A 19,149-nucleotide genomic window follows, 5' to 3' on the forward strand; every position below is an offset into this window, starting at 1 on the left:
CGGATGTGATGTGAAAGCGTCGCATCAGGCATTGATTGCCGGATGCGGCGTAAACGCGGACTGATAAGCCAGGCGAAATATGAACTTCCATCAATACTATCCTGTCGACATCGTCAACGGCCCCGGCACTCGTTGCACCCTGTTTGTCTCCGGGTGTGTTCATGAATGCCCCGGTTGCTATAACAAAAGCACCTGGCGGGTAAATTCCGGTCAGCCATTTACCAAAGAAATGGAAGACCAGATCATCAACGATCTGAACGACACTCGCATCAAACGCCAGGGCATTTCCCTCTCCGGTGGCGATCCGCTGCATCCGCAAAACGTGCCGGATATTCTGAAACTGGTACAACGCATCCGTGCCGAATGTCCGGGTAAAGACATCTGGGTGTGGACAGGGTATAAACTCGACGAACTCAACGCTGCACAAATGCAGGTTGTTGATTTGATCAACGTGCTGGTTGATGGCAAATTTATGCAGGATTTAAAAGACCCTTCCCTGATCTGGCGCGGCAGCAGCAACCAGGTGGTACACCATTTGCGTTAATCACTCTTCCAGCCGTTTATCCGCATCTTCATAAACGGCTGAGTTCTCTCTCTCACCAATAGCTATCACCAACACGAGCAACTCTTTATCGTTAACCTGATAAACCAGGCGATATCCCAGAGTGCGAAGCTTAATTTTGTAGCTGTCCGGTAAATCCCGCAGTTTAGCCGATGGATTGCGCGGTCTTTTCAGCACATCCTCAAGCTTTTTTTTAAATTGTTCCCGGACTGTCACGCCCAGTTTTTGCCACTCTTTCAGCGCTCGCGGATCAAAGGCCAGCTCATAGTTCATCCAGTCGGACCTTAATGGCCTCTTGTGGGTTGGCCAGTCGTTCCCTGACAGTGCGTAACAAGGCTTCTTCACTATCACTGACAGTGAGCGTTTTTACCGGCATTCGCCCATTTTCCGCAACGTACTGAAACAGCAGCCGTACGGCTTCGGTAGGCGTGATATTTAATTTTTCCAGCACCGCATAAGCCTCATTTTTCAATTTGTCATCCAGACGGACGTTAAGTGTGGCCATTATGCCTCCGGTAATTATGAAAATTGTAATGCATTATAGCATTACATATGCATTACATTCATTTCTGGAAAAACGCCTCGCAAAAATGGCGGCGACACGCAGAAATATGCCGTAGTGAAGAGAGATTTGGTGGTGATTTTACGAAGGGAGAGGAGAGCATTGGGCGGCGACGTTTCACCGCCCAATGAGGAATTAACGATACTTCTTGTGATATGAATTGCGGGTCGTTTTCAGTTGCTCTGCGGCGGCCTGCGCTTCTTTTACTTTACCTTCATTAGCCAGCTTCAGCGCGTCGTCAATCTGGCCAACCAGAATGTCGAAACCGTGGCGGAAGTCTTTCATTTCCGGGCTGTCTGGCGATTTTCCTTCCAGCTTCGGCGGCGTTGCTTTTTGCGCATCCAGCGCCGCGGCACGCATTTTGGTTAACGCGTCTTTGACTTGCGCCGCGTTATCCGCTTTTTCGACCACTTTTAAATTGTCGTTGAGGGTTTCCATATTGTCTTCCAGCTCAGCGGCAAACGACACCGAACTGAATACCAACGAGGAGACTGCAAGAATAGCTAACAGGCTTTTACGCATTGCTCACTTCCTTTTTTATTTACACTTCATCCTTCACACTGCCTCATCGACGGCTACGCTCATTCGCCCGAGTCACGTACTACGAGTACACTCCCCGGCCCTCATTCACTTTCCGTCTCGATGCAGTGCGAATGATTTTGTGTAATTTTTTTAGTTTATAGCGCGGCAGGTCGCGCCAGTTTTTTTACTGTCCGGCGATTTTCATCTCCGGCAACAGCACAGAACCACACTGTATATTACTGCGTGTTTCAATATCGTTACCGACGGTGACAATATTGCGCCACATATCTTTTAAATTACCTGCGATGGTGATTTCGCTAACCGGATACTGAATTTCGCCGTTTTCTACCCAGAAGCCCGCCGCACCACGGGAATAATCACCGGTAATTGCACTCACGCCCTGGCCCATCAATTCCGTCACCACCAGCCCAGTGCCCATCTCTTTGAGCATCTGCTCGAAGCTTAGACCTTGTCCGGCAATGCGCCAGTTGTGAATACCGCCCGCATGTCCGGTGCTTTTCAGCCCCAGTTTGCGCGCCGAGTAGCTGGTCAGCAGCCACTGAGTCAGGATGCCATCTTTAATAATGTCGCGACGTTCGGTACGAACACCTTCGCTGTCGAATGGCGTCGACGCCAGCCCTTTCAGCAGATGCGGATGCTCTTCAATGGTCAGCCAGTCTGGCAGAATTTGTTTACCCAGCGAGTCGAGCAGGAAGGTGGATTTACGGTAGACCGCACCACCGGCAATCGCGCCAACCAAATGACCAAACAGCCCCGTGGCAACTTCATTGGCAAAAATTACCGGCGCTTTCATGGTGGAGAGTTTACGCGGCGACAGACGCGATAAAGTACGGCGAGCGCAGTCGGCCCCGACCCACTCTGGCGTTTGTAGATCGCTCATCGCGCGGCCAATGGTGTAGGCATAATCACGCTCCATATCGCCATTTTCTTCGGCAATCACGCAACTGGAGAGCGAATGACGCGTTGAGCAGTAGCCTTGCAACATACCGTGGCTATTACCGAAAACTTTGACACCGTAGTGGCTGTTAAAACTGCCGCCTTCGGTATTGGTAATGCGTTTATCCGCCTGTAATGCCGCCTGTTCAGCACGGGCCGCCAGTTCAATGGCTTCGTCCGGAGAAACTTCTGCGGGGTGGAACAAGTCAAGATCCGGCGCGTCGAAAGCCAGCAGTTCTTTGTCTGCCACGCCTGCATACGGATCTGGCGAAGTGTAACGCGCAATATCCAGCGCCGCCTGTACGGTGCGGGCAATGGCCTGCGGGCTTAAATCGGTGGATGATGCGCTACCTTTGCGGTTCTGGTGATAAACGGTTATCCCCAGCGCGCCATCGCTATTGAATTCGACATTCTCCACTTCACCATAGCGCGTGCTAACGCTAATGCCGGTGGTCTTGCTGACGGCAACTTCCGCACCGTCCGATTTGCCTGAGGCCAACTCCAGCGCAGTCGAAACTGCTTCTTCCAGAATCTTGCGCTGCGCTTCAACTTGAGAGATTACTTTCATTGCAAGTGCCATAATGTAGAGAGTTTCTCTGAAGTCTAACAGAGAACCGTTTTTCAGTGCGCATCTTAACTGGTAACATTAGCCTCTTTTTTTTAAGGAGCCTGACATGACTAAGCAGCCCGAAGACTGGCTCGACGACGTTCCCGGTGATGACATCGAAGACGAAGACGATGAAATTATCTGGGTCAGTAAAAGTGAAATTAAACGTGACGCCGAGGAGCTAAAACGCCTGGGCGCAGAAATTGTTGATCTGGGGAAAAACGCGCTGGATAAGATCCCGTTAGATGCGGATCTGCGTGCGGCTATTGAGTTAGCCCAGCGTATTAAGATGGAAGGTCGCCGCCGCCAGTTGCAGCTCATTGGTAAAATGCTGCGCCAACGCGATGTAGAGCCTATCCGTCAGGCGCTGGATAAGCTGAAAAACCGCCACAACCAGCAGGTGGTGTTGTTCCATAAACTGGAAAACCTGCGCGATCGTCTGATCGATCAAGGGGATGATGCTATCGCTGAAGTATTGAATCTGTGGCCAGATGCCGATCGTCAGCAGCTGCGAACTCTGATCCGCAACGCGAAGAAAGAGAAAGAAGGGAATAAGCCGCCGAAATCCGCACGCCAGATTTTCCAGTATCTGCGCGAGCTGGCAGAGAACGAAGGGTAATTTTCGTTGTTGATGTGAGTAGGGTTTGCCGGATGCAGAGCACCGCCAGATCTGTAGGCCTGATAAGACGCGTCAAGCGTCGCATCAGGCGCTATGCTCAAATGCCGGATGCGGCATGAACGCCTTATCCGGCCTACAAAAGTAGGCCTGATAAAACGTCTCAGGATTGCTGCGCAACTTCCGCTTTCTTCGCCAGACCATCCAGCAGTTTCTGATGGATCCCACCAAAACCGCCGTTGCTCATCACCAGAATATGGTCGCCAGGCTGAGCGGTTTTCACCACCATTTCTGCCAGCGCATCAACATCTCCACTCCAGTGCGCAGGCTGAATACATGCTTCTGCCACTTCTGCTACCTGCCACGGAATATGTGACGGTTGCAGCAGGAAGACTTCATCGGCACGACCTAGTGACGGTGCCAAATCATCTTTGCAGACTCCCATCTTCATGGTGTTGGAACGCGGCTCAAGCACGGCAATAATACGCGCCGTACCGCCAACTTTGCCGCGCAGCGCCGCCAGCGTTGCCAGAATTGCCGTTGGGTGATGGGCAAAATCGTCATACACCGTCACGCCGTTAGCTTCGCCACGCAGTTCCAGGCGGCGACGGGCATTGATAAACAATCCCAGCGCGTTAGCAGCATCAGTCGGTGCGATGCCAACATGACGGGCCGCAGCAATCGCCATCAAACCATTGTGCATATTATGTTCGCCCACCAGCGACCATTTCACTTCGCCCACTTTTTCGCCATCCAGCAAGACTTCCCATTCGGAAGCGTCAGTGGTCAGCTTTTTCGCCTGCCAGTGACCTTGCTCGCCCACCAGCTCCTGTTCACTCCAGCAACCCATCGCCAGGGTTTGTTTCAGGTTGATGTCGTTTTCCGGCCAGATAATACGCCCCTGACCAGGAACAATACGCACCAGATGGTGGAATTGTTTCTGAATCGCTTTCAGGTCGTCGAAGATATCGGCGTGGTCGAACTCAAGGTTATTGAGGATCAGCGTTCGCGGGCAGTAATGAACAAACTTAGAGCGTTTGTCGAAGAAGGCGCAGTCATACTCGTCTGCTTCGATAACAAAGAAGTCGCTTTCGCCCAGGCGTGCAGAAACGTCAAAGTTCCCCGGTACTCCACCGATCACAAAACCTGGTTTATAGCCGCACTGTTCCAGAATCCAGGTCGCCATTCCTGCCGTGGTGGTTTTACCGTGTGTACCAGCAACGGCCAGCACCCAGCGGTCGCGCAGCACAAAATCGTGCAACCACTGCGGACCTGACATATATGGAATGTTTTTTTCCAGTACCGCTTCCACACACGGATTTCCACGGGTCATGGCGTTGCCAATAATCACCAGATCTGGCTGAGGATCGAGCTGGTTGGCATCATAACCCTGAATCAGTTCAATGCCTTGCTTCTCAAGTAAGGTGCTCATCGGCGGATACACATTGGCGTCCGACCCCGTTACTTCATGGCCCAACTGACGCGCCAGAATCGCCAGACCGCCCATAAACGTGCCACAAATTCCTAATATATGAATGCGCATACGTCACTATCCTTTTTTAATCTACCGTTCATTTTACGCATATGTCGGGCAACAGAGAAACGCATTTCAGGATAATCCGTAATTTGCTGGCGCGATTCACCTGAGCGCAACATTGAGATTATTTGTTAAGATTATTGCGGTCGCTTTACTCCATAAACATTGCAGGGAAAGTTTTATGAAAACGTTAGGTGAATTTATTGTCGAAAAGCAGCACGAGTTTTCTCATGCTACCGGTGAGCTCACTGCTTTGCTATCGGCAATAAAACTGGGCGCCAAGATTATTCATCGCGATATCAACAAAGCTGGACTGGTTGATATCCTGGGTGCCAGCGGTGCTGAGAACGTGCAGGGCGAGGTTCAACAAAAACTCGACTTGTTCGCTAATGAAAAACTGAAAGCCGCACTGAAAGCACGCGATATTGTTGCGGGCATTGCATCCGAAGAAGAAGATGAGATTGTCGTCTTTGAAGGTTGTGAACACGCAAAATACGTTGTGCTGATGGATCCGCTGGATGGCTCGTCCAACATCGATGTTAACGTCTCTGTCGGTACCATTTTCTCCATTTACCGCCGCGTTACACCGGTCGGCACGCCGGTAACGGAAGAAGATTTCCTCCAGCCTGGTAACAAACAGGTTGCTGCAGGTTACGTGGTATACGGCTCCTCTACCATGCTGGTTTACACCACCGGATGCGGTGTTCACGCCTTTACTTACGATCCTTCGCTCGGGGTTTTCTGCCTGTGCCAGGAACGGATGCGCTTCCCGGAGAAAGGAAAAACCTACTCTATCAACGAAGGGAACTACATTAAGTTTCCGAACGGGGTGAAGAAGTACATTAAATTCTGCCAGGAAGAAGATAAATCTACCAACCGTCCGTATACCTCACGTTATATCGGCTCGCTGGTCGCGGATTTCCACCGTAATCTGCTGAAAGGCGGTATTTATCTCTACCCAAGCACTGCCAGCCACCCGGACGGCAAACTGCGTTTGCTGTATGAGTGCAACCCGATGGCATTCCTGGCGGAACAAGCGGGCGGTAAAGCGAGCGATGGCAAAGAGCGTATTCTGGATATCATCCCGGAAACCCTGCACCAGCGCCGTTCGTTCTTCGTCGGCAACGACCATATGGTTGAAGATGTCGAACGCTTTATCCGTGAGTTCCCGGACGCGTAATGGTCTAAAAAACGCCGGATGGTTCCGGCGTTTTTGCGTTTTAATTAACAAAAGTTAATTTGACTCGTTTAGAGACACGGAAATAGGGAATCCAGATCGCCATATGAATGATATTTTTCAGCACCCCCCATGCGTCTAAAGGCTCAATTGTGGCATGAAGAAACTGTACTGCTCCCCAAATATCAGCAACATTAAATACGAAGAGCGACAGAAGAAGGGCAATATAGTAGTGCGGAAGCTGGCGTTTCTTTTTAAAAAACAAAAAAGTAGTATAACTTACCAACAGAAATACCATGGCAAATCCAACTACTTCCAGATACAGCAGAGTTCTGAGCGGTTCTTCCTGATTGCCCTGAACAAGCCCCCATGTTTGTATAAAAGAATAGATGCTCGAAATAATCACCAGCACTAAAGAAATAGCAGGTAAATACAACCAGCCACCAATTCCCGTAAGTTTTTTATCCGCACAACTTTTACAATAATCGTCAGGTGGTAAAACAGCCACACCACAGTTTTTGCATGTTGTACTTAAATCCTCGCCTTCCTTTGCCCACATAAAAATATCCTTATATATCAGTTAAATTTATTCTTTTAGTCTAATTTCCGGACTCACTCTCATTACTGGCGAACTCTGACGATTCTCCCACAACACCGTTAACCCACGCTGTAAGGCAATAAAAATGAATAACAAAATGCCGATGGCGATTTTCGTCCACCATGAGCTCAGCGTGCCGTCAAAGTTTATGTAAGTCTGGATCAGTCCCTGAATCGCCACACCAAAAAGCGTCCCTAATACCGTTCCAACGCCACCGCTCAAAAGTGTACCGCCAATCACCACCGACGCGATAGCGTCCAGTTCCACACCTACACCCGCCAGGGCGTATCCGGCCTGGGTATAAATCGAGAAGACAATTCCTGCCAGTGTCGCCAGTCCGGTAGAGAGCATATAAATGCGAATAGTGGTGCTGCGAGTGGAAATCCCCATCAGGTTCGCCGACGTTGCGTTGCCGCCAATGGCGTATACCTGATTACCAAAACGCGTACGATGCGCGAGGAATATGCCGATAACCACCACCGCCAGCATCAGCAGCCCCATCGCGCTTAAGCGACCACCGCCGGGGATTTTCCACGCCAGGCTTGAAAGCGTGTCATAAATTGGATGGTTTATCGGGATCGACTCTTCCGAAACGAGATAGCTGACGCCGCGCAAAAAGAACATTCCCGCAAGGGTAATGATGAACGCCGGGATCTTCAGGGCGTCGATCAGAAGCCCCATAAATGCGCCGAAGGCACAGCCCATCACCAGCACCAGTGGAAACGCCAGCAGCGGCGAGAGGCCGAAATCGCCAATCACTTTTGCCAGAAACACGCCGGTAAAGGCGATCACCGAACCGACGGAGAGATCGATTCCGCCGGAGAGGATCACAAAGGTCATGCCGACGGCGATGATCCCAAGAAAGGCATTATCGGTCAGGATATTGCAGATCACGCGCGTGGAAGCAAAGCCGGGAAACTGCGTCAGGCAGTAGAGATAGCCCAGCACAAAGACGCCGATGGTGATCATCAGTGGCAAGTTACGTTTTATCACGGCTACGCACTCCTTTAATCAGACTGATAAAGCGTTGCGACTGGACAATCAGCACGCAAAGCACCACCACCGCTTTTACCACCTGGTTCATCTCCGGCGGGAAGCCCGAAAGTAAAATTCCGGTGTTCATTCCCTGAATAATCAGCGCCCCCACCACTGAGAGCAGCAGGTTAAAGCGCCCGCCCATCAGCGATCCGCCACCGATGACCACCGCAAGAATGGCATCCAGCTCCAGCCATAACCCGGCGTTATTGGCGTCGGCACCGCGAATATCCGCCGCCACGATAATGCCCGCAATCGCCGCACACAGCCCGCTCAATACGTAGGTGAGCATGACGATGATTCGTGTGTTGACTCCGGCATTTTTTGCCGCCCGAATGTTGATGCCAACGGCTTCAATAAACATCCCCAGCGCCGTTTTGCGGGTCAACAGCCAGAAGAAGAATAACGTCAGTACAGCGATAATGACTGGTGTTGGAAAGAACAACAGCGATCCGCTGCCGAACCACGAGAGATCCGGCGAGTTGAAGGTGACGATCTGCCCAGAGGTGATCAATTGCGCAACACCACGTCCGGCGACCATCAGGATTAAAGTGGCGACAAACGGCTGAATTTTGAGGATCGCTACCAGAATGCCGTTCCACATTCCGGCCAGAATGCCAGTACCTAACGCACTAAGCAGCACAATCGGTACGCTAAATCCCGCTACCGTCATCGCAGCCGTTGTGGCTCCGGCGATGGCCATCACCGCCCCTACGGAGAGATCAATCCCCCCCGTAGCGATCACCAGCGTCATGCCAATCGCCAGTAACGCAACCGGGGCGGCGCGATTAAGAATGTCGATAGGGCTACCGAACAAACGCCCATCCTGAAGCACCACCTGCCAGAAATGCGGGGCCACCAGGCTATCGACCACCAGCACCAACAATAGCGCCACCAACTGCGGCATCCCCGTCGGCCAGCGAAAGCGCTTTTTCGACGACGCGGTGTCCGGGAGAGATTGAGGCATCACACTGTTCTCCTTAAGCCGCAATGGCGTTCATGATCGCCGGAACGGAAAGCTCTGCCAGCGGGATCTCCGCCACCTGTTTGCGATCGCGCATGATAATCACCCGATCGGCATAGCCCACCAGTTCTTCCAGTTCGGAGGAGATCACCAGCAGCGCCAGACCGTCAGCGCACAGCGTTTCAATCAGGCGAATGATCTCGGCATGGGCGCCAACGTCAATGCCACGCGTTGGCTCATCGAGGATCAGAAATTGCGGACGAGTCAGCAGCCAGCGTGAGAGCAACACTTTTTGCTGATTGCCGCCGGAGAGAAATTCAATCGGTTGTTCGCTGGAAGGCGTACGAATGCCCAGCTGGCGGATAAAGCGTTCGGCAATCTCTTGCTGTTCTTTACGGGAAATCGGCCGTAGCCAGCCGCGCTGGGCCTGGAGAGCAAGGATGATATTTTCCCGCACCGAGGCGGCGGCGATAATGCCATCGGTTTTCCTGTCTTCCGGGCAAAAGCCGATGCCCAGTACCGAAGCCTGATGTGGCGATCGCAGGGTTTGCTGTTTACCTTTGATCAGCGCCGTGCCGCTATCGGCTGGTTTGATGCCGAAGATCACTTCGGCGGTTTCGGTACGTCCTGATCCCAGCAAGCCTGCCAGCCCGACGATCTCACCTGGACGTACTTCCAGATCAAACGGCGCGATCGTTCCTTTCTTGCCGTAATCTTTAAACGCTGCAACAGGATTGTCACTAAGCAATGTTCTTCCGGCACGCTGTAGCGCATGAGTATCCAGCTCACGCCCCAGCATCATTTTCACCAGTTCGATTTGTGGCAGCTCGCGGGTTTCCCGACAGCCAACAAAGTTGCCGTTACGTAAGACGGTGATCCGATCGCTGACCTGATAGACCTGATCGAGAAAGTGAGTAACGAAGATCAGGCTGACGCCGCGATCGCGCAGCTGGCGCATCAGGCCAAACAGCAACTCTACTTCCTGAGTGTCGAGACTGGCGGTGGGTTCATCGAGGATTAGCACTTTGGCGGAGAGATCGATGGCCCGACAAATGGCGACGATTTGCTGCATCGCGACTGAAAAGCGGTTGAGCGGTTCGCGCACGTCGAGGGAGAAACCGTAAGATGCCATCAGTTCGGTGGCGCGCTTTTCCATCTCTTTACGTCGTAGCAGGCCGAAACGCTTAGGTTCGCGGCCGATGAATAGATTATCAGCGACCGACATATTGGGTAGCAGGTTAACTTCCTGATAGACAGTGCCGATGCCGAGCTGCTGTGCGTCGGCGGTGTTTTTCGGTGAAATAGCCTGACCTTCCAGCCAGATGGTGCCGCGATCGGCATGGTAAACGCCGGTAAGTGCTTTGATTAACGTTGATTTACCAGCTCCGTTTTCACCGAGTAGCGCCATGATTTCACCACGGCGCAGGCTGAAATCAACGTTATCTAACGCTTTGACGCCAGGGAAAAATTTGCTTAATCCTTCGGTGCGGAGGATTTCCTGGTGTTGGTCGGTCGTCATGGTTTCCCCCGAAGTAAAGCGTGCTCCAGCCAGGCCTGATAAGACGCGCCAGCGTCGCATCAGGCGCCAGTGCACAACCGCCGGATGCGTCGTAAACGCCTTATCCGGCCTACACTGCGCGTCGAGTTCGTAGGCCTGATAAAACGCGCCAGCGTCGCATCAGGCATCAGCGCACAACTGCCGGATGCGGCGTAAACGCCTTATCCGGCCTACACTGCGCATCGAGCTCGTAGGCATGATAAGACGCGCCAGCGTCGCATCAGCCACCAGTGCACAACTGCCGGATGCGGCGTAAATGCCTTATCCGGCCTACGAGTCGGTATCAGACATTGATGCCTGATACGTCTCAATACCCCATGTTTTTCTTCTTCTCTAACTCTTCTTTTGCGGTATCTGGCAGATAAAGGGTGGACTTGGTCAGCGTCAGCTTTTCAGGCATGGTGCCGTCTTTTTTTATATTTCTCCAGCGCGTCAAAGGCGGGTCCCGCCATGTTCGGCGTCAGTTCAACGCTGGCGTTCGCCTCGCCATCCATCATCGCTTTGTAGATATCCGGCACGCCGTCGATAGAGCCTGTCAGGATATCTTTGCCTGGTTTCAGGCCCGCTTCTTTAATTGCCTGAATTGCACCAATCACCATGTCGTCGTTATGGGCGTAAACCATGCAGATGTTTTTGCCGTTGTTTTCCGCTTTGATAAAGCTCTCCATGACTTCTTTGCCTTTACTACGGGTGAAATCACCGGACTGCGAGCGGATGATTTTAATATTTGGCGCATTCTTAATGGCTTCGGCAAAGCCTTTCTTACGGTCAATGGCGACGCTGGCCCCAACGGTGCCCTGTAACTCAACCACGTTACACGGTTTGCCATTGACCTCTTTGACCAGCCAGTCACCGATCAACTTGCCTTCGAGGATGTTGTCGGCGGTGACGGTGGTCATATAGAGAGATTTGTCTTTCACGTCGATGGAACGGTCAAGCAAAAAGACCGGAATTTCGGCTTCCTTTGCTTCTTTCAAAACAGGTTCCCAACCCGTTGCAACCACCGGGGCGATAAAGATGGCATCTACCCCCTGCGCGACAAAGGAACGCACTGCTTTAATCTGGTTTTCCTGCTTTTGCTGACCATCGGCAATTTTCAGTGTGATACCGCGTTTTTCGGCCTCACTTTTCGCCACATTAGTTTCTGCTGCGCGCCAGCCGGATTCGGATCCGACCTGCGAAAATCCTACGGTTAAAGGAGCGGCCAACGCCATAGACGACATGGCTGCCGAGACTGCAGAGACTACAAGTAAGCGTTTCCACATAGGGTTGTCCTCGTCGGGGTGATTATTATTGGTGAAAAGATGTTCGCGAAAAAACTATAGACAATTGGTTCTGTAACAGATTGCGTTACATCACACTTCAAAAAAGTAAATACATCGTTAATCACAAGTTTGTAATCGCTTTCATATCACTATGAAAAATGCGGCTACGGTTATGGATTTTCCAGCTCTGCGAACCGTCTTAAAACTGGCGAAAAAGGAAAATGAGGGCGAAAACAAGCGAAGACATTCGGCGCGAGTTGGCTATAATACTCGGCACTTGTTTGCCACATATTTTAAAGGAAACAGACATGAGCTTACTCAACGTCCCTGCGGGTAAAGATCTGCCGGAAGACATCTACGTTGTTATCGAAATCCCGGCTAACGCTGATCCGATCAAATACGAAATCGACAAAGAGAGCGGCGCACTGTTCGTTGACCGCTTCATGTCCACCGCGATGTTCTATCCGTGCAACTATGGCTACATCAACCACACTCTGTCTCTGGACGGTGACCCGGTTGACGTTCTGGTCCCGACTCCGTACCCGCTGCAGCCGGGTTCTGTGATCCGTTGCCGTCCGGTTGGCGTTCTGAAAATGACCGACGAAGCCGGTGAAGATGCGAAACTGGTTGCTGTTCCGCACACCAAACTGAGCAAAGAATACGATCACATCAAAGACGTTAACGATCTGCCGGAGCTGCTGAAAGCTCAGATCGCTCACTTCTTCGAGCACTACAAAGACCTCGAAAAAGGCAAGTGGGTGAAAGTTGAAGGTTGGGAAAACGCTGAAGCCGCTAAAGCTGAAATCGTTGCTTCCTTCGAACGCGCTAAGAATAAATAAGTTCTTCTAGCGCAATAACCCTGAACGCCGGGCTTCGGTTAGTAAGGGTTTTTTTATGCCCGCAATTTATAAACTATCTACTCCACTATTATTATTTTCAGCAGTTGAAAGGCTTGAACGGTAAGAACAAGCTAAACTCGACCACCATTTTGCTGTTCATAGCCACTTGCTGGAAGTTAGCCGACCTCACTCATACTCACCGTTCAAAGCGTGCCCCCGTTTTACCCCTGCACATTTGTGAACGCCAGCAGAGTTTTTTATGCGATTGCAGATCTGGAAAGCGACTCGGAGAGAAAAGAAACTGGTGGGAAAGTTACAAAACTGATTGCGAGGGGCATCGCAAAAAACAACGCCACCCGAAGGTGGCGTGTTTATATTATGACTGATCCCTGTCTAACCAGTCGCCGCTTTCAATCAGCGTTAATCCATCGACGGGTCGTTGATAAACGTACATCCATGCACTCCCGTACGGCGTCTGAATCAACTGGCGCGCGTATTCACCGCCCCTGGTGCGCAAGGCATCAAGTTCGGCCAGCGTGGCGTTGTCAATACGATAAACTTCACCATGTACCGTTCCGTTTCCCGGAACTGCGCCTGGATAGTGGCCCAGGCTATACAACTGGTAGTTATCGATACTGAAATCGCCCAGCAACTGGGCATTTGTCATCCAGTGGCTGTTGCCTTGTTTGTGACGTAAACTGCCGTAGACAAATATTCGCATAGCTAAAACTCGAACTGATAGAGCAAATCCAGTGCCTGATCTACACCAGACACGGCTTCCAGATATAGCTTCGGCATCAGGCGATAACGTAACGTGAGTGTTGCTATAGAGTCAAATATCCCCACGCCGTATTTCACTTGTAAGCCTGGTAATACATAGCCGCTGACCACCACCTGGGAAGAATCACCTACCCCTTCGGTGTCGAGCGCTAAATTACTTACACCAAATGTCTCGCCGATTTTACCCACAATCTGACCACTTTGCGCAACCCCCAGACCAATCAGCATCGAAGTCATCGCCGCGCTGTCGCTCTGATCGCTCTCCAGCCCTTGTCCACGCAACAAGTAAGACAATGCAGCCTGTTGTGACATCGCCGGGTCAGAGAAGATCTCCGCTTTCGGCTCATCCGCCAGCCCGGTGACACGAACACCAGCGATTACGTCATCTTCTGTAGCATCCGGGTTACGAATGGCTTCGATATTGAGATACGGTTGATCCGGTGGACCAGAGAACAGCAGCTCGCCTTTGCGCACAATCAGATCCTGGCCATATGCATGGAAGCGCCCTTCAGGGATGTTAATTTGCCCGTTCAGGCCCAGCCCTTGTTTGTCCTGTACGACGTTGAGATCGCCCGTCAGCCGCGCCTTCAGGCCAAAGGCATCAATGCGCACGTTATTGCCGACGTGGACAATCAGGTTGCTGTTGATCGGAATTGACGCGGTTTTCGTCTCCTCCGGTTGCAGGTTATCGTTGAGCATCACCACATCGCTTGAGACACCCACCGCACTTTCCGGCAGATCGTGCACCACAATGCGCGCCCACGGTACATCCACGCGACCATCAAGGGTAAACAGGCTTGGTGTCGCTTCGAATACGATGTCAGGCGACACATCCATTCGCACCATCGGCGGTACGGTGATCCGCACTTTACTGCCTTTCGCCGTTACCCGCGCCCGCCAGTTTTCAATCTGGCTCCAGTCAGCATCACCGTTCAGGTAGATGTCACCCTGCTGAGTCCTCACGGTCCCCGCAAGCGTCGAGCGCATACCGTTAAAATTGACCGCAAGCTGACTCGGCTGCATATCAAATGGCATAAAGTTGCCGTCGATATCCACGCCCGTGACCTGTAGCTGACCAAACAGCTGCGGGCTTTGCACATCACCGCCCAGACGTAGGTTAGCGCTCACCATACCCGCGGCTTTTTCACCACGCGTAAAGATGGGGTTCACCATTGCGAGGTTAAAATTGCGGATGTTGACGTTGCCGCCAAGATTCCTGCGGCCTTGCGGATCGGTCACCTGCACCTGACCATCAAACTGGCCGTTATTGGTCAGACGGATGGTCCAGCCCAGCTCAGCGCGATTATTCCGCAGCTCTGCCGATAGGTTCAGCGTCTGAAACGCCACCGGTAGCGCCGCATCGTTGACGGTTTGCGTCACCTGCACGTTACGCCCCGAAAGAGTGATACTGCCCTGTGGCAGCCCCTCTTTGGTGGTGTCCCAGGCAACGTCCGCTTTACCCGTGAAGATACCGCTGGCCTGAGTAGTTTCCGGCATAAACGGTTTCAGCATGGCCAGGTCGAAGCGGTTGAGATTCACCACCGCACGCCCTTCAGCCCCGGCATCAATGGTTTGCGGCACGCACAGTTCCGCATTCGGGTTAAGCCAGCAGTGTGGCCCAATGCTGATTTTTTGCTCCTGATTGCGGTAGTCCAGCGCGATATCACGCGTCAGCGACCACGGTCCGACCGGCGTCTGGAAGCGCGTATTGCTAAGTGTTCCCTTCCAGCGTTCTTCTTTGCGATCAAAGCTACCCGCCAGGTTCAGTTGACCGGAAACCGGCTCGCCCTGAATCCGCAGTTGTAACTCGTGCTGCTTTTCGCTGCCTTTCGCATTCAGAGTGACAAGGTTGATATTCACATCCGGTTGCGAGATTTGCTCAACGCGCACGTCGAGTTTACCCGCAATCTGATCGGTGGATTTGATGTCGCCTTCCACGCGAACCTGCGACACAGAAAGTTCCTGCCAGCGCAAGCCGCGCGCGGTGATATCCGCCAGCAACTGCGGCGCTTCCACCGTACCGCGAACTTTCACCAGCCCTTTCGCTGTACCGCCAAGTCCTGGCAGCGCGTTATCCAGACCAGGCGCGTTGATCGTGGCGTCAAGATTGAGATCTTTCACCCCAAGCTCGCCTTTCACTTCGGCACTGTTTGGCCCCAGTTCCAGATGCAGACCTGGGATCATCCACTGCATATAACTATTGCCTTTCAGCGTTCCCTCAACGTTCACTTTGTTCTGTTTGACGTTGCCGGTCAGCTTCAACTCCGGCACGTCCATCTGCCAGGTGCCGCCGTACAGGCTACCGCGCGTTTTGATCAAACCATTGAGTTTCGATGGCCAATCCGGGAACTCTTTCGCCGTATTAATGCCGTTGAACGTCAATTCACCGCGCCAACTAATGGCCTGCTGCCAGTCGAGCAGCGCCTTCAGCTCGGTTTTTCCTTCCAGCGCCGCAACGGTGAGTTTATCGAGATTGACCTGCTGTTCATTCCCTTTCGCATCAAGGGTAATGGTCGCTGGCGGGATCTCCTGCCCTTTCACCGCCGTACGCATAGACAGCGTGTAATCGGTCATTTTGCCGGTGAGTTTCAGTTTCAGGTCATCCGCCTGATATTGCTTCTCACCAGTGAACGGCCAGTAAAGTTGTTTGCTGTTCACTTCCACGTTGAGCGGCAGTCCAGCTTCCGCCAGCCGCGTCTGGGCGCGTAAATCCATATCCACCGGGCCGGAAAGGTTAACGCCTATCTCCAGCTGTTCGCGCAGCGCGCCGCCCACTTTCAGCTTCACCTTTTCACCTTTCAACGGCTCCACATTCAAAGTGCTGTTGAGGGTGATATCCACCGGCCAGTTGTTGGACAATTGTGCCGTACCGCTGGCATTGACAATCCCCTGGTTAGAGTCAATATCCAGCGCATCCAGTTTGGTATTGCCGTCGATGCTGCTCACTTTCAGCAGCATGGTGCTCACGGTGATATCCGTGTCGCCTGTCACGCGCAGTTGCTCGCCTTTAAACTCTTCAATGTTCAGGTTGAGCGGCAAATGCACGTCGGTCATTTCCGGCAATACCGGGCGAGAAAAGAGATCTTTCAGCGTTTCGCCGAGCGGTTTTTCCTCCGGCTGCGGATTTTCAATCTTCGGTTCGACCACTTCTTCCTGCGCCACGTCCGCCACTTTCGGCAAGGCAATCAGCAAGCCTTTCAGCGACGTCGGTTTCAGGGTCAGGGTTTTCTCCTGCCAGTTCAGGCCGGAGGTGAAGTCCATCACCGACACCGTGGTGTCATCAATTTTGATGTTGACGTTATCCAGCGCCACACGCGTCAGAGTGATGGGATACGGCGTGGAGAGATCCAGCGGCCCGCTATCTTCCTCTTCTTCAACCTGCTCAGAAGGAGGCATTTTTTTGCTGTCGATGTTGACCTGAATATCTTTCAGCGCCAGATCGTTAACACAAACGCTGCTGTTCCACAGACAATCCAGCCCAACGGCCAGATGCAGATTGCCCGCTTTTACCGCCACACCTGGCTGCTCATAACGAACGTCAGACAGGGTAAGGCACGCCAGCCGCCAGTGACCTTGCCAATGTCCAGCCCTGGCACCCAGCGGTCCGCCGCTTTAAATACCAGATGCAGGCCGCTGGTGGTGCGACCAGAAATGCCACCGAGCCCAGCAGTAGTAAGATGACGATAACCGCGCCGAGGCTGATTTTTTTCCATAAACTCATAATTCTGGCCCCAGACCGATGTAAAACTGTAACCCGTGCTCGTCTTTATCCGCGACCGGTACGGCAAAATCGAGCTTGATCGGCCCGACCGGCGATTCCCAGCGCACGCCAACCCCGGTGCCGGTTTTGAAGTCGCTGCGGCGGATATCACTCACCGCTTCACCGCTATCGACAAACACCGCGCCCCACCATTTTCCGGTCACGTTGTACTGGTACTCCAGTGATCCGGTAATTAGCTTTGATGCCCCTTTCAGGTCACCATTGTCATATTTCGGCGCAATAGATTTGTATTTATAGCCGCGAATACTGCGGTCGCCCCCGGCGAAGAAACGCAGATCCGGCGGTACTTTGTCGAAGTCACCGGTTTCAATCCAGCCCAACGTGCCGCGCGTAACAAAGCGATGGCGATCGTACAGTGTGCGGATCCAGACGTTCTGTGCCTGGAAAACGGAGAAATCGACATCCGATCCCCAGGCTGTGTTGGAATAGTCGATAGAGTAGCGTTGCGAGTCGCCCCAGGTCGGCATCAGGCCGCCGCGTGATCGCGTCCGGCTAATCATCACACCTGGATAAAACAGCATTGTGGTGTTAGTAATTTCACCCTGAGTAAAGTGGTCGAGACTCCAGCGTAGGTTAATGGCGCGCTGCCAGCCGCTGGAAAGATCCCAGTAGCGGGAAGCGACCAGGGTAGTGGAATCGGATTCTGTGTCATTCAGGTCAGTACGCTTAAAACCGCCCTGCACCAAATAATATTGTTCCAGCGGATTCTTCAGCAGCGGCATTTTATAGCTGAAGTCGAGGGTCTGTTCCGGCGCGGAAATACTGGTACTGGTAGTCAGACTGTGACCGTATGAGTTCATCCACGGCTTTTTCCACGTCGCTTTCACGCGCGGTCCCACGTCCGTAGAGTAACCGACCCCGGTTTCGATGGTGTTTTCTGTTCGCGGCGAAACCACGCCCGTCAACGGTAATACTTTCGTTTCGCGCGCTTTATCAAATTGCGGTGCCACTACTACCGAATTAAACCAGCCAGTCGCGGAAAGGCGACGGTTCAGTTCCGCCAGATCTTTTGACTCGTATTCATCGCCTTCTTTGAACGGTACCAGGTTTTGCAGGTACTCGTCGCGAATTTGCGAACCTTCAAAAGTGACATGCCCAAAGCGGTAACGTTCGCCACTGTTGTAATCAATATCCCAGAAGGCTTTATGCAGGCCGAGCGCAATGCCCAGCTGCGCTTTGGTAAATTCGCTATCGAAATAACCTTTACGCAACGCAATGCTGGTTAAGGACTTTTTGAAATTTTCATAATCGCCCTGGTTTAGCACCGTACCTATAGCCGGGCGAGTATCCAGCAACTTCAAATAGTCTTTATCGGTTCGCGCACCGCCGCGCAAGACAACATCGGTGCCGCCAATCAACACGGGTACACCCGGTGTAACTTTAGCAACCAGCACCTGCCGTCCTTTCTTTGGCGGTGGCTGGAGATCAAATTCAATTGTTGGCTGGTAATAGCCCAGTGCTTTTAGACCTTCCCGAATGGCATCATCAACACGTGCGCGAAAGCGCCGGTCTGGCGTCACTTCATCACTTTGAATCGTAGAAAGCTGTGCACGAACGTTTTTTTCCAGCTGTCCCGATAACCCTTCCACCTGTAGACGGACATTCGCGGCGATGGCAGAACCACTAAAGCAGAGTAAGCTTACACAGCATAACTGTCGGATATAGCGCACATTTTCTCCTGAATATCCTTTATTCCTGCCCCTGGAACTCCGTTAAACGGCTTAACAATAATCCAGCAATATGGATTAAAAAGCAGACTAAACCCAAAATATTACTTATGTTTTACTTT

General features: G+C 52.2%; 15 protein-coding genes and 2 pseudogenes. 4 read left to right on the forward strand and 13 right to left on the reverse strand.

Translation table 11 applies throughout. The annotated features are described in order from the left end of the window. The first annotated feature begins 79 nt into the window (after positions 1–79). Positions 80–544 (forward strand): anaerobic ribonucleoside-triphosphate reductase-activating protein, encoded by a 465-nt coding sequence (gene nrdG / locus CRI63_RS07230; RefSeq protein WP_064530204.1) that lies wholly within the window; start codon positions 80–82, stop codon positions 542–544. Here the strand turns inward: nrdG and CRI63_RS07235 are convergent, their stop codons facing one another. The 4 genes from CRI63_RS07235 to pmbA form a co-directional block, all read right to left on the reverse strand. Beyond that, on the reverse strand, positions 545–835 hold the full coding sequence (locus CRI63_RS07235; protein ID WP_135519023.1) for a type II toxin-antitoxin system RelE/ParE family toxin: 291 nt from the start codon (positions 833–835) through the stop codon (positions 545–547). It lies immediately after the preceding gene. Next, positions 825–1,067, reverse strand: a complete 243-nt coding sequence (locus CRI63_RS07240; protein WP_000212715.1) for a type II toxin-antitoxin system RelB/DinJ family antitoxin — start codon at positions 1,065–1,067, stop codon at positions 825–827. The genes CRI63_RS07235 and CRI63_RS07240 overlap by 11 nt, the downstream gene beginning before the upstream one ends. Before the next feature lie 192 nt (positions 1,068–1,259). Continuing rightward, positions 1,260–1,646, reverse strand: coding sequence for a cytochrome b562 (gene cybC / locus CRI63_RS07250; protein ID WP_130206066.1), 387 nt, complete (start codon positions 1,644–1,646; stop codon positions 1,260–1,262). 184 nt (positions 1,647–1,830) lie between these two features. Beyond that, a complete protein-coding gene (pmbA, locus tag CRI63_RS07255) occupies positions 1,831–3,183 on the reverse strand; it encodes a metalloprotease PmbA (protein WP_001162191.1) in 1,353 nt (450 codons plus the stop codon). A 94-nt stretch (positions 3,184–3,277) separates the two neighbouring features. Here pmbA and yjgA point away from each other — a divergent pair, with 94 nt between their 5' ends. Next, the gene (gene yjgA / locus CRI63_RS07260; RefSeq protein WP_000166270.1) at positions 3,278–3,829 is read left to right on the forward strand and encodes a ribosome biogenesis factor YjgA; all 552 of its coding nucleotides are present in this window, start codon (positions 3,278–3,280) and stop codon (positions 3,827–3,829) included. Positions 3,830–3,989: 160 nt separating this feature from the next. Here yjgA and mpl read toward each other — a convergent pair whose 3' ends face one another. Further along, positions 3,990–5,369 (reverse strand): UDP-N-acetylmuramate:L-alanyl-gamma-D-glutamyl-meso-diaminopimelate ligase, encoded by a 1,380-nt coding sequence (mpl, locus tag CRI63_RS07265; RefSeq protein WP_135519025.1) that lies wholly within the window; start codon positions 5,367–5,369, stop codon positions 3,990–3,992. A gap of 175 nt (positions 5,370–5,544) precedes the next feature. Between mpl and fbp the strand changes: the two genes are divergently transcribed. After that, on the forward strand, positions 5,545–6,543 hold the full coding sequence (gene fbp, locus CRI63_RS07270) for a class 1 fructose-bisphosphatase (protein WP_000853753.1): 999 nt from the start codon (positions 5,545–5,547) through the stop codon (positions 6,541–6,543). A 40-nt stretch (positions 6,544–6,583) separates the two neighbouring features. On the opposite strand, the gene CRI63_RS07275 is transcribed toward fbp, so the two are convergent. The 5 genes and pseudogenes from CRI63_RS07275 to ytfQ form a co-directional block, all read right to left on the reverse strand. Next, positions 6,584–7,099, reverse strand: coding sequence for a DUF2569 domain-containing protein (locus CRI63_RS07275; protein ID WP_130221747.1), 516 nt, complete (start codon positions 7,097–7,099; stop codon positions 6,584–6,586). A gap of 27 nt (positions 7,100–7,126) precedes the next feature. Continuing rightward, entirely contained in the window at positions 7,127–8,131 is a 1,005-nt protein-coding gene (gene yjfF / locus CRI63_RS07280; protein ID WP_130216669.1) for a galactofuranose ABC transporter, permease protein YjfF, read from the reverse strand. Next, the gene (ytfT, locus tag CRI63_RS07285; RefSeq protein ID WP_135519059.1) at positions 8,118–9,140 is read right to left on the reverse strand and encodes a galactofuranose ABC transporter, ATP-binding protein YtfT; all 1,023 of its coding nucleotides are present in this window, start codon (positions 9,138–9,140) and stop codon (positions 8,118–8,120) included. Before ytfT ends, yjfF begins: the two co-directional genes overlap by 14 nt. 13 nt (positions 9,141–9,153) lie before the next feature. After that, entirely contained in the window at positions 9,154–10,656 is a 1,503-nt protein-coding gene (ytfR, locus tag CRI63_RS07290; protein ID WP_135519062.1) for a galactofuranose ABC transporter, ATP-binding protein YtfR, read from the reverse strand. A gap of 346 nt (positions 10,657–11,002) precedes the next feature. Further along, positions 11,003–11,960: pseudogene (gene ytfQ, locus CRI63_RS07295) on the reverse strand (galactofuranose ABC transporter substrate-binding protein YtfQ). A gap of 308 nt (positions 11,961–12,268) precedes the next feature. Between ytfQ and ppa the strand changes: the two are divergent. Next, positions 12,269–12,799 (forward strand): inorganic diphosphatase, encoded by a 531-nt coding sequence (ppa, locus tag CRI63_RS07300; RefSeq protein ID WP_064525871.1) that lies wholly within the window; start codon positions 12,269–12,271, stop codon positions 12,797–12,799. A gap of 376 nt (positions 12,800–13,175) precedes the next feature. Here the strand turns inward: ppa and CRI63_RS07305 are convergent, their stop codons facing one another. The 3 genes and pseudogenes from CRI63_RS07305 to tamA form a co-directional block, all read right to left on the reverse strand. Continuing rightward, on the reverse strand, positions 13,176–13,520 hold the full coding sequence (locus CRI63_RS07305; protein WP_130206055.1) for a gamma-glutamylcyclotransferase: 345 nt from the start codon (positions 13,518–13,520) through the stop codon (positions 13,176–13,178). Positions 13,521–13,522: 2 nt separating this feature from the next. Next, positions 13,523–17,300 (reverse strand): annotated as a pseudogene (tamB, locus tag CRI63_RS07310) (autotransporter assembly complex protein TamB). Further along, positions 17,297–19,030, reverse strand: a complete 1,734-nt coding sequence (gene tamA, locus CRI63_RS07315) for an autotransporter assembly complex protein TamA (protein WP_130221754.1) — start codon at positions 19,028–19,030, stop codon at positions 17,297–17,299. The pseudogene tamB and the gene tamA overlap by 4 nt, the downstream one beginning before the upstream one ends. Positions 19,031–19,149 lie beyond the last annotated feature (119 nt).

The organism is Escherichia sp. E2661, from assembly GCF_004745185.1.
In the GTDB taxonomy this organism is placed as follows: Bacteria; Pseudomonadota; Gammaproteobacteria; order Enterobacterales; family Enterobacteriaceae; genus Escherichia.